At 40.8% G+C, this 7,881-nt stretch carries 7 protein-coding genes; 5 read left to right on the forward strand and 2 right to left on the reverse strand.

Annotated features, from left to right (window positions below):
* Nucleotides 1-59 precede the first annotated feature (59 nt).
* Nucleotides 60-1,238: a glycosyltransferase family 4 protein gene (locus AN490_RS00005; RefSeq protein WP_299998696.1), complete on the reverse strand. Its 1,179-nt coding sequence runs from the start codon at nt 1,236-1,238 to the stop codon at nt 60-62.
* 720 nt (nt 1,239-1,958) lie between these two features.
* On the reverse strand, nt 1,959-3,257 hold the full coding sequence (locus AN490_RS00010) for a competence/damage-inducible protein A (protein ID WP_299998726.1): 1,299 nt from the start codon (nt 3,255-3,257) through the stop codon (nt 1,959-1,961).
* A 218-nt stretch (nt 3,258-3,475) separates the two neighbouring features.
* Between AN490_RS00010 and AN490_RS00015 the strand changes: the two genes are divergently transcribed.
* From AN490_RS00015 to AN490_RS00035, 5 genes are all read left to right on the forward strand, one after another.
* Nucleotides 3,476-3,682, forward strand: coding sequence for a glycogen debranching protein (locus AN490_RS00015; RefSeq protein WP_148764158.1), 207 nt, complete (start codon nt 3,476-3,478; stop codon nt 3,680-3,682).
* A gap of 123 nt (nt 3,683-3,805) precedes the next feature.
* Entirely contained in the window at nt 3,806-4,492 is a 687-nt protein-coding gene (locus AN490_RS00020) for a uracil-DNA glycosylase (RefSeq protein WP_299998703.1), read from the forward strand.
* 153 nt (nt 4,493-4,645) lie between these two features.
* Nucleotides 4,646-5,521 carry a Tab2/Atab2 family RNA-binding protein gene (locus AN490_RS00025; protein WP_015080481.1) on the forward strand — a complete coding sequence of 292 codons (876 nt, stop codon included), beginning with the start codon at nt 4,646-4,648 and terminating at the stop codon, nt 5,519-5,521.
* A 132-nt stretch (nt 5,522-5,653) separates the two neighbouring features.
* Complete coding sequence (locus AN490_RS00030; protein ID WP_299998709.1) at nt 5,654-6,967, forward strand: TldD/PmbA family protein; 1,314 nt, start codon at nt 5,654-5,656, stop codon at nt 6,965-6,967.
* A gap of 102 nt (nt 6,968-7,069) precedes the next feature.
* Nucleotides 7,070-7,756: a GUN4 domain-containing protein gene (locus AN490_RS00035; RefSeq protein WP_299998711.1), complete on the forward strand. Its 687-nt coding sequence runs from the start codon at nt 7,070-7,072 to the stop codon at nt 7,754-7,756.
* Nucleotides 7,757-7,881 lie beyond the last annotated feature (125 nt).

Raw genomic sequence — 7,881 nt, forward strand, 5'->3', positions numbered from 1 at the left:
CAAGGTGTTATGACCTAGATAACGTTTACTCATGTTTTGAGTGGTTTGGTTCACATAAACTACAGATTACTCCGTTTATTTATGCTCTCTCCATTGTCAATGCTAATACCAAACTCACCATCTGCTATTAGCTGTCGCAAGTAGGAATTTTTTGGACAAATAGCTGCTATGGGTCTTCCCGCAGCTAAAGCTGGATAGAGTTTGCTAGGAGCAACTAAACTTTCTAAACCTGCTTCTACACTGACTAAGGACAAATCACAAGCTGTCAGGGAATAAGGTAGCACACTTTTGTCTTGATAGGGGAGAAAGAGAAAGTTTTTTAATCCCAAACGAGTCACATCTTGAATAAAGCTTTCACGTTTCGGTCCACCACCAATACAAACGAATTGAATCGGTTCATCTTGTAATTTTTGAGCAGTTGCCAAAATTGTATCCGTATCATGACACCGACCCATATTACCGGAATAAAGAATTGTAAATTTGGTGTCCAAATTATGTTGTTTGGCAAACCAGTTTTTTTCTTTGGCAATGGGGAAAATTAACTCAGAATCGCCCCAACTGTGAATCACAGAAACCTTATCAGCTACCTCTGGACAGATTGCTATGACTCTCTCTTTCATAGCAGGACTTAGAACAATAATTCCTTTAGATTTTTGCCAAATCTGGCGGTTGACTGCCCACCAAAACTTAGCTAACCAGTGCTTTTTGGAAACTACTCCTAAAGCGATCGCAATATCCGGATATAGATCATAAATTAGGCATATGTAGGGAAATTTTAATAACAAATGAGCGAAATATCCGGCTATTGATAAAAAAGGAGGTGCTGAAGTTAATAGAAATACATCATTTTTGCGAGCATTCTTGATAATATGGAGAAAAGTCCGCAATGTAAATAAAACACCATTCACAGCCTTCCCCCGAATCCTCTTAGACCAAAGCTGAGTAGATCGGGATCTTTGGACGCGAATGTTGCCTAATTGCTCTAAGGCTGGGGCTTTAGCAGTAGTAAAAGCGTACCCTGGTTGTCCAGTGAATACTCTAATCATGATTCCTTGTTTCTCAAGCTGTTTGACTAGTTCTTCAATCAACTGTCCGGTTGCAGCATAGTCTGGAGGAAAAAACTCGGTGATTACAGACAAAGTGGTTAGTTTATGATATGAAGTATCACTAACTTCAGAAGGGAGAACGGCCTCAATTGAATGTAAAGGAGATATTATAGAACTCTTATGATTTGACATTGTTTTAGTTGTAAGAGTAGATATCTGATCACCATTTAACTCTGTATGAGTTTCTGTTAAATATTTATTTCCGTTGATGAGAGGATAAGAATTTGAGTTTTTCGGACTTTCATTTAGTGCCATTCTTGATTATAAGTCCATTAAAAAATTTATAACGAAACAAACCAAACTACTAATTACAGCACTTCCTGGTGTTATGAGGTACATATCTACTGGGCAATACTCGTACTAAGCTTGTCCTTAGCGCGGCGTGGCGTTAGCCATAGTATGCCCGCACTACAAGAGTTTCATGATTCAACTTTGTACCTCATTAAGATCGGAAACCGCCGTAATGATAATGACTCTCTGAGTCAGAAATTTTTATTTATAACCATAGCCTGTTCATTAGCTATTGTCAAGCATTATCTAGACCAAACTATCACGAAGTGTAAATATTGAGTCGCAAAAAACCAGTATACAATAGACATCTAAATCGTAAGTAAGGCATCACTAAAAATAGGGAAAAGGACTGGTAACCGCTCAATAATTCGGGGTAAATCGTTCAATGACAAGCCTCAAATGGCGTAAAATCGTTCCCGAATAGGTAGTCCGCCCCCATTTATTGAGCAGATACAAGGACTGTGTAATCTGGTTTTTTAATTTTTAATTCCGCCCTGCGGTACTAGTATATCACAGCGTAAATAAAGCAACCATATTCAATCGCCAAAAGCCTACTGTATATTAGTTTTGACTTTTGACTTTTGACTTTTGACTTCCGCCCTGCGGTACTAGCCTTTTTTGCAACTGTCGCCGCAGATTATCCAAAGCTGCATTTGCACTCACATAACGAATTAAAGACCGTCCCCGAATTGTTCCGAAGCGATGTTCAAAACTGATTACTTCGTTGCCAGGACCAGCTAAACCAATATAGACTAAACCCACTGGTTTGGTTTGGGTTCCTCCGGTCGGTCCAGCAATGCCTGTAATACTTAATCCCCAAGTAGTTGAGAGCCGATTTTTAACACCAATAGCCATTTGTTCAGCTACTGTCGCACTTACTGCCCCAAATTCCTCTAAATCCTCTGGGTTGACCCCTAATAGTCCAATTTTTACGGAATTGGCGTAGGAAATTACTCCACCCCAAAAGTAATCAGAACTACCGGAAGTTTCTGTTAACATTTGCCCCAGTCCCCCACCGGTGCAAGATTCAGCGACAGATAGGGTTTCTCCCGCAGACTTTAATAAATTACCAACAACAGCAGCGAGGGTGTCATTATCAATGCCGTAATAATCTAAGCCAGCAATTTCTATGAGTTGTTTTTCAATGGGTGTAATTAAAGCTTCTGCGGTTGTTGCGTCTGTAGCTTTGGCGGAAATTCGCAGTCTGACCTCTCCCTTGCCCGCATAGGGGGCTACTGTGGGGTTAGTTAAGTCAAAATAAGGGGCTACTTTTTCGGCTAATGCTGATTCTCCAATTCCCCAAAATCTTAAACTACGACTATAAATAATTTCCTTTCCCCAACCTTGACTTTTCAGAAAAGGTACGGCGGTTTCTGTCCACATTCGATACATTTCGCTGGGAACACCAGGGAAGGTAAAAATAGTTAATCCTGGACGAGGTTGCCAAATAATACCGGGTGCTGTTCCTGTGGGGTTGGGTAAAATTTCTGCACCTTGGGGAATTAAGGCTTGTTTGCGATTATTGGCAGACATTACTCGTCCCCGTTGGGCAAATTTTTCGGTTATATCTTCGATAATATCGGCTCGTTCTATTAAAGGTACGCCAAAAAAATCAGCGATAGTTTCGCAGGTGAGATCATCGGGTGTGGGGCCTAAACCACCGGTAAAAATGAGAATTTGTACTCTGGAAGCGGCAATTTCGATCACTTCTTTGAGTCTGTCTGGATTATCCCCGACGACGGTTTGATAGTAGTGAGGAATGCCTAACTGTGCTAACTGCTGGGCAAGATATTGGGCATTGCTGTTGAGGATATCTCCTAGCAGCATTTCTGTACCAACGCAAATAATCTCTGCACTCATGGGGGTTAAGAAGGAATTGGGAATGGGAATCTGGGAGGAACTGGTGATATTAAATACTTGGTTAAATATAGGACTAATATTTGATTTTGACAATCAGGTATTTCCATATCTATATCTATCACGCTTCTTTCCCTGTTAACTATTCTTGTACATAAATTCAACAAACATTATAAAATTAAAGATGGCGGTTTTAACACGATATTTTCAAAGTATAAACTATGAATATTTGGGTAAATGAACAAATTGATCCTTCTGGGCTGATTCACGCCTGTATTGCCTCTTGTGATGAATCTCAGGCTAAGGATTGTCATGAATCGTTTAAGACTAATCTCACAAACTCTCAAAAGGCAGAGGGCTGGATTGCCAAATTAAGGATAGTTAGATCTTGGGATGATGTGCCAGTTAATGCTTTAAAACTAGATTAATTAGAGTGTGCTGTCTGGAAAAAAGGGTAGACAAAGCCCCAATCTAATTCTGTCTATTAATTGATAGGATGGGGTAATATTTGCGTTAATATTCTGGAGTTTCCAGTTACCATTCTAAATTCCATGCAGCATGAAACTCAACTTAGTTTATTTGATAACTCTAGCTTAAACCAAAAAGAGCTAATTACTACCAGTAATAAAATTCCCATTCCGCCGGGAACTTATGAGAATGTAGAGGAATTGACAAAACATTGCAATGGCTGTCAGCGTTGTGCATTAAGTGAAAACCGGACTCATGCTGTGGTCGGCCGTGGTAATCTCCAAGCGGAAATTATGATTATTGGGGAAGCACCGGGAAAAAATGAGGATGAAACAGGTTTACCATTTGTAGGTAGATCAGGACAATTACTAGAAAGTATCTTAGCTTCGGTAAATTTAAATACAGAAACAGATATATATATTGCCAATATTTGTAAGTGTAGACCACCGGAAAACCGTGTACCAACTAATGAAGAAGCTGCTGCTTGTAAACCATATTTATTTGAGCAGATTCGCCTAGTTGACCCCAAAATTATCTTATTAACAGGTGCAACTTCTGTGAAAGGTGTCATTGGTGACAAACGCCCGATTACTAAAATTCGCGGTCAATGGCTAGAGTGGGAAGGGCGTTTATGTATGCCTATTTTTCATCCCTCTTACTTGTTGCGTAACCCTTCACGGGAACAGGGAAAGCCTAAATGGTTAATGTGGCAAGATATACAGGTGGTTCGGGCTAAGTTTGATGAATTCAAAAATCAGGATCAAAATTAAGTAGGTTGGCGTTAAAAATTGTCGTTATGACTAGGGAACAGGGAATAATTTTCCCAATTACCAATTACCAATTACCAATTACTAATGCTCCTGTAAGTTGGTAAAGTTAGGAAATCACAAAATATCAAGTCATCAGATTTTTACCACTAAAACATGGGCAGCCAGAGAAAAATGTATTGGGAACTCGATTTTTACTCCCGTCCGATTTTGGACGAAAATCAGAAAAAAGTATGGGAAATGTTAGTGTGTGAAAGTCCTGTAGATATTGGTACACAAACGGATTCTCTGTTTCGCTATGCTAAATATTGCCCAAGTACCCAGGTAAATTCGGGTTGGCTACGGACAGCAATCCAGGAAGCGATAGAAGAAGCCGGTGCTTCCCCCACCAAAATCCGCTTTTTCCGCCGCCAAATGAATAACATGATTACAAAATCCTGTGAAGATGTGGGAGTACCCGCTGTACCAAGTCGGCGGACTTTGGTTCTTAATCAGTGGATACAGCAGCGCATGAAGGAAGTCTACCCCCAAGAACCGGGATATCAGGGAGTAGCCAATCCTTCTGTGCGTTTGGATAAGCCCTTACCTCAACGTTTACCAGATGCTTTAGAAGGAAAACAATGGGCTTTTGTGACTTTAGAGGCTAGTGATTTGGCTCAAATGCCGGATTGGGAAATTGGCTTTGGTGAAGCTTTTCCCCTAGAGTTGGCGGAATTACGCCCAGAAACTCGGATTCCGGGAATTTTGATTTTCTCACCCAGGGCTTTACCCATAGCAGGTTGGATGTCTGGTTTAGAAATGGCTTATTTGCACTTTGACACTAAGCAAGGAAATCGCCTGATTTTAGAAACGGGGGCTACGGAAAGTTGGGTTGTGGCTAATATCCGTACTCCCGAACTTTTAGCAGAAGCACAGGGCTTTACTGTAGCTAAGGAACAAGCTAATGGGGTGCATTTTATTGGTGTCCAGTCTGATCCTCAATCTCAAGATTTTGCGGGATTTTGGCTGTTACAGGAAATTAATTTGCCCTAATTTGTCAGTGGTCCGTTGTCAGTGGTCAGTTGTCCATTATTTGAAATTTGGTAAGTTGATGACACGCTAATGGGATAATAGACTGCGACGATTAAGCGATTTATATCCAAAATCCATAATTCATAAAGGGACATGGGTTCTGCAAATTTGTTACAAGATACATTGGCTCAACAACTGCTAGAACTTGCCCTCAAGTCTGGTGCTGAGGCTGCGGAAGTGTATCAATCACGATCGCTTTCTCGACCAGTTTTTTTTGAAGCCAACCGTCTCAAACAACTAGAAACCAGTCAAGCTGAGGGGACAGCCCTGCGGCTATGGCGGGATGGTTGTCCCGGTTTGGCGGTAGCTTATGGCGATGTTGATCCCCAAGCTATGGTGGAAAAATCTTTGGCACTGAGTCAATTAAATCCACCAGAAATAGTAGAATTAGGGACTCATGCCGGGCAATCCTATCCCGATTTAGGCACATCTGTATCCGTAGAGATGTTGATTAAATGGGGTAAGGAGGCGATCGCCCTAATTCGTGATGTCTATCCAGATATTCTTTGTCATAGTGACTGGGAATGCGATATAGAAAACACCAAACTCATTAACAGCAAGGGTTTAAATTCTCACCACACTGACACTACTCTTAGCTGCTATATGTCAGCAGAATGGGTCAGAGGTGATGATTTTCTCAGTGTTGCTGATGGTCAAACCCAACGCGATCAACTCAATCCAGAGAAAGTAGCCAATCAAATTTTACAGCGATTAAATTGGGCTAAAGATAACATTCCTAGTCCCAGTGGTCGCTGTCCTGTATTGTTCACTTCTAAAGCAGCAGATATGCTGTGGGGAACTGTGCAATCAGCTTTGAATGGTAAACACATTTTAGAAAAAGCTTCTCCCTGGGCGGATAGATTGGGTAAACCAGTTATTGCCCCCACCCTTACCCTGTACCAAAATCCAGCAGCAGGACCTTATAGCTGTCCCTTTGATGATGAAGGTCAACCTACCCAGTCATTAGTATTTATCGAAAATGGGATTTTACGGAATTTTTATAGCGATCGCACCACTGGACGACAATTAAACAGTGGTAGCACTGGTAATGGTTTTCGTCCCGGTTTAGGTAGTTATCCCACACCAGGGCTATTTAACTTCCTCATTCAACCTGGTGATCTTTCCCTCTTAGACTTAATTAGCAAGATGGATGATGGCTTAATTATCGATCAAATGTTAGGTAGTTGTAGCGGACTATCAGGTGATTTTTCCATCAATGTGGATTTGGGATATCGGGTCAAAAATGGTCAAATAATTGGCAGGGTAAAAGATACGATGGTGGCAGGGAATGTCTACACAGCCTTGAAACAAGTAGTGCAACTAGGTGGAGATGCAGATTGGAATGGTTCTTGTTATACACCATCTCTGATAGTAGAAGGACTGTCCATTACTGGGAAAAATAGTTAATATTATAACATCCCAGATCCCCGACTTCTTGAAGAAGTCGGGGATCTAACACAACGCAATGATATAATTAGATTCATCTCCACCGTATCTACTATCAAGGGTATGATTATTTGGCAACCAGGGCAACAAATCAATAACGGTAGATTTATCATTCAAGGTAAACCCTTGGGTAGTGGTGGTTTTGGGACTACCTACAAAGCCCTAGAACCTAGCACGGGTAAATTATACGCCATTAAAACCCTCAACCAGCAAATGCAATTGCAAGAGGACTTTGCAGAACAACAGGTTAAGTTTATTAACGAAGCCTTGACAATTAAAGGTTTTGATCATCAGCATATTCTCAAAGGACTAAAATCATCCTGTGGAATGGACTACAGGAAACTGCGCGACTACCTCGCACAAGGGAAATGGAAAGAAGCAAACGAGGAAACAAAGCGGGTAATGTTAGCAGTTGCGAAGCGGGAAAAGGAAGGTTTCTTAAATATTAAAAGTATTGATAATTTTCCCTGTGAAGACCTTCGCACTATTGACCAGTTGTGGGTAAAATACAGTGATGGTAAATTTGGGTTTTCTGTGCAGAAACGAATTTATCAAAGTTTTGGTGGAACGAGAGAATATAATGAGGAAATATGGGAGAAGTTCGAGGACAAGGTAGGATGGAGAAAAGGAGGAAACTTGTTGTACTACAATGATATTACTTTTGACAAGAAAGCACCAGAAGGCCACCTCCCGACACATTCTAGTATAGAAGGAAGGGAAAGGTATCTTTTCTCCCGTCGAGACTTGTAAGTTGTAACATTTAAGGGTTACAGAAAAATATTAAGTCTGAATCAGGATATCCAGGATTAAAGGATTTTCAGGATGGTAATTTATAGCTGGTTTGTTTGGTGATGAAAATTGCATTTGTCTGAATC

Source organism: Anabaena sp. AL09 (assembly GCF_001672255.1).
GTDB classification, from domain to species: Bacteria; Cyanobacteriota; Cyanobacteriia; order Cyanobacteriales; family Nostocaceae; genus Dolichospermum; species Dolichospermum lemmermannii.

Coding starts and splice junctions, on each gene's coding strand:
- AN490_RS00005 (WP_299998696.1), bottom strand. CDS start 1,238: ATGTCAAATCATAAGAGTTCTATAATATCTCCTTTACATTCAATTGAG.
- AN490_RS00010 (WP_299998726.1), bottom strand. CDS start 3,257: ATGAGTGCAGAGATTATTTGCGTTGGTACAGAAATGCTGCTAGGAGAT.
- AN490_RS00015 (WP_148764158.1), top strand. CDS start 3,476: ATGAATATTTGGGTAAATGAACAAATTGATCCTTCTGGGCTGATTCAC.
- AN490_RS00020 (WP_299998703.1), top strand. CDS start 3,806: ATGCAGCATGAAACTCAACTTAGTTTATTTGATAACTCTAGCTTAAAC.
- AN490_RS00025 (WP_015080481.1), top strand. CDS start 4,646: ATGGGCAGCCAGAGAAAAATGTATTGGGAACTCGATTTTTACTCCCGT.
- AN490_RS00030 (WP_299998709.1), top strand. CDS start 5,654: ATGGGTTCTGCAAATTTGTTACAAGATACATTGGCTCAACAACTGCTA.
- AN490_RS00035 (WP_299998711.1), top strand. CDS start 7,070: ATGATTATTTGGCAACCAGGGCAACAAATCAATAACGGTAGATTTATC.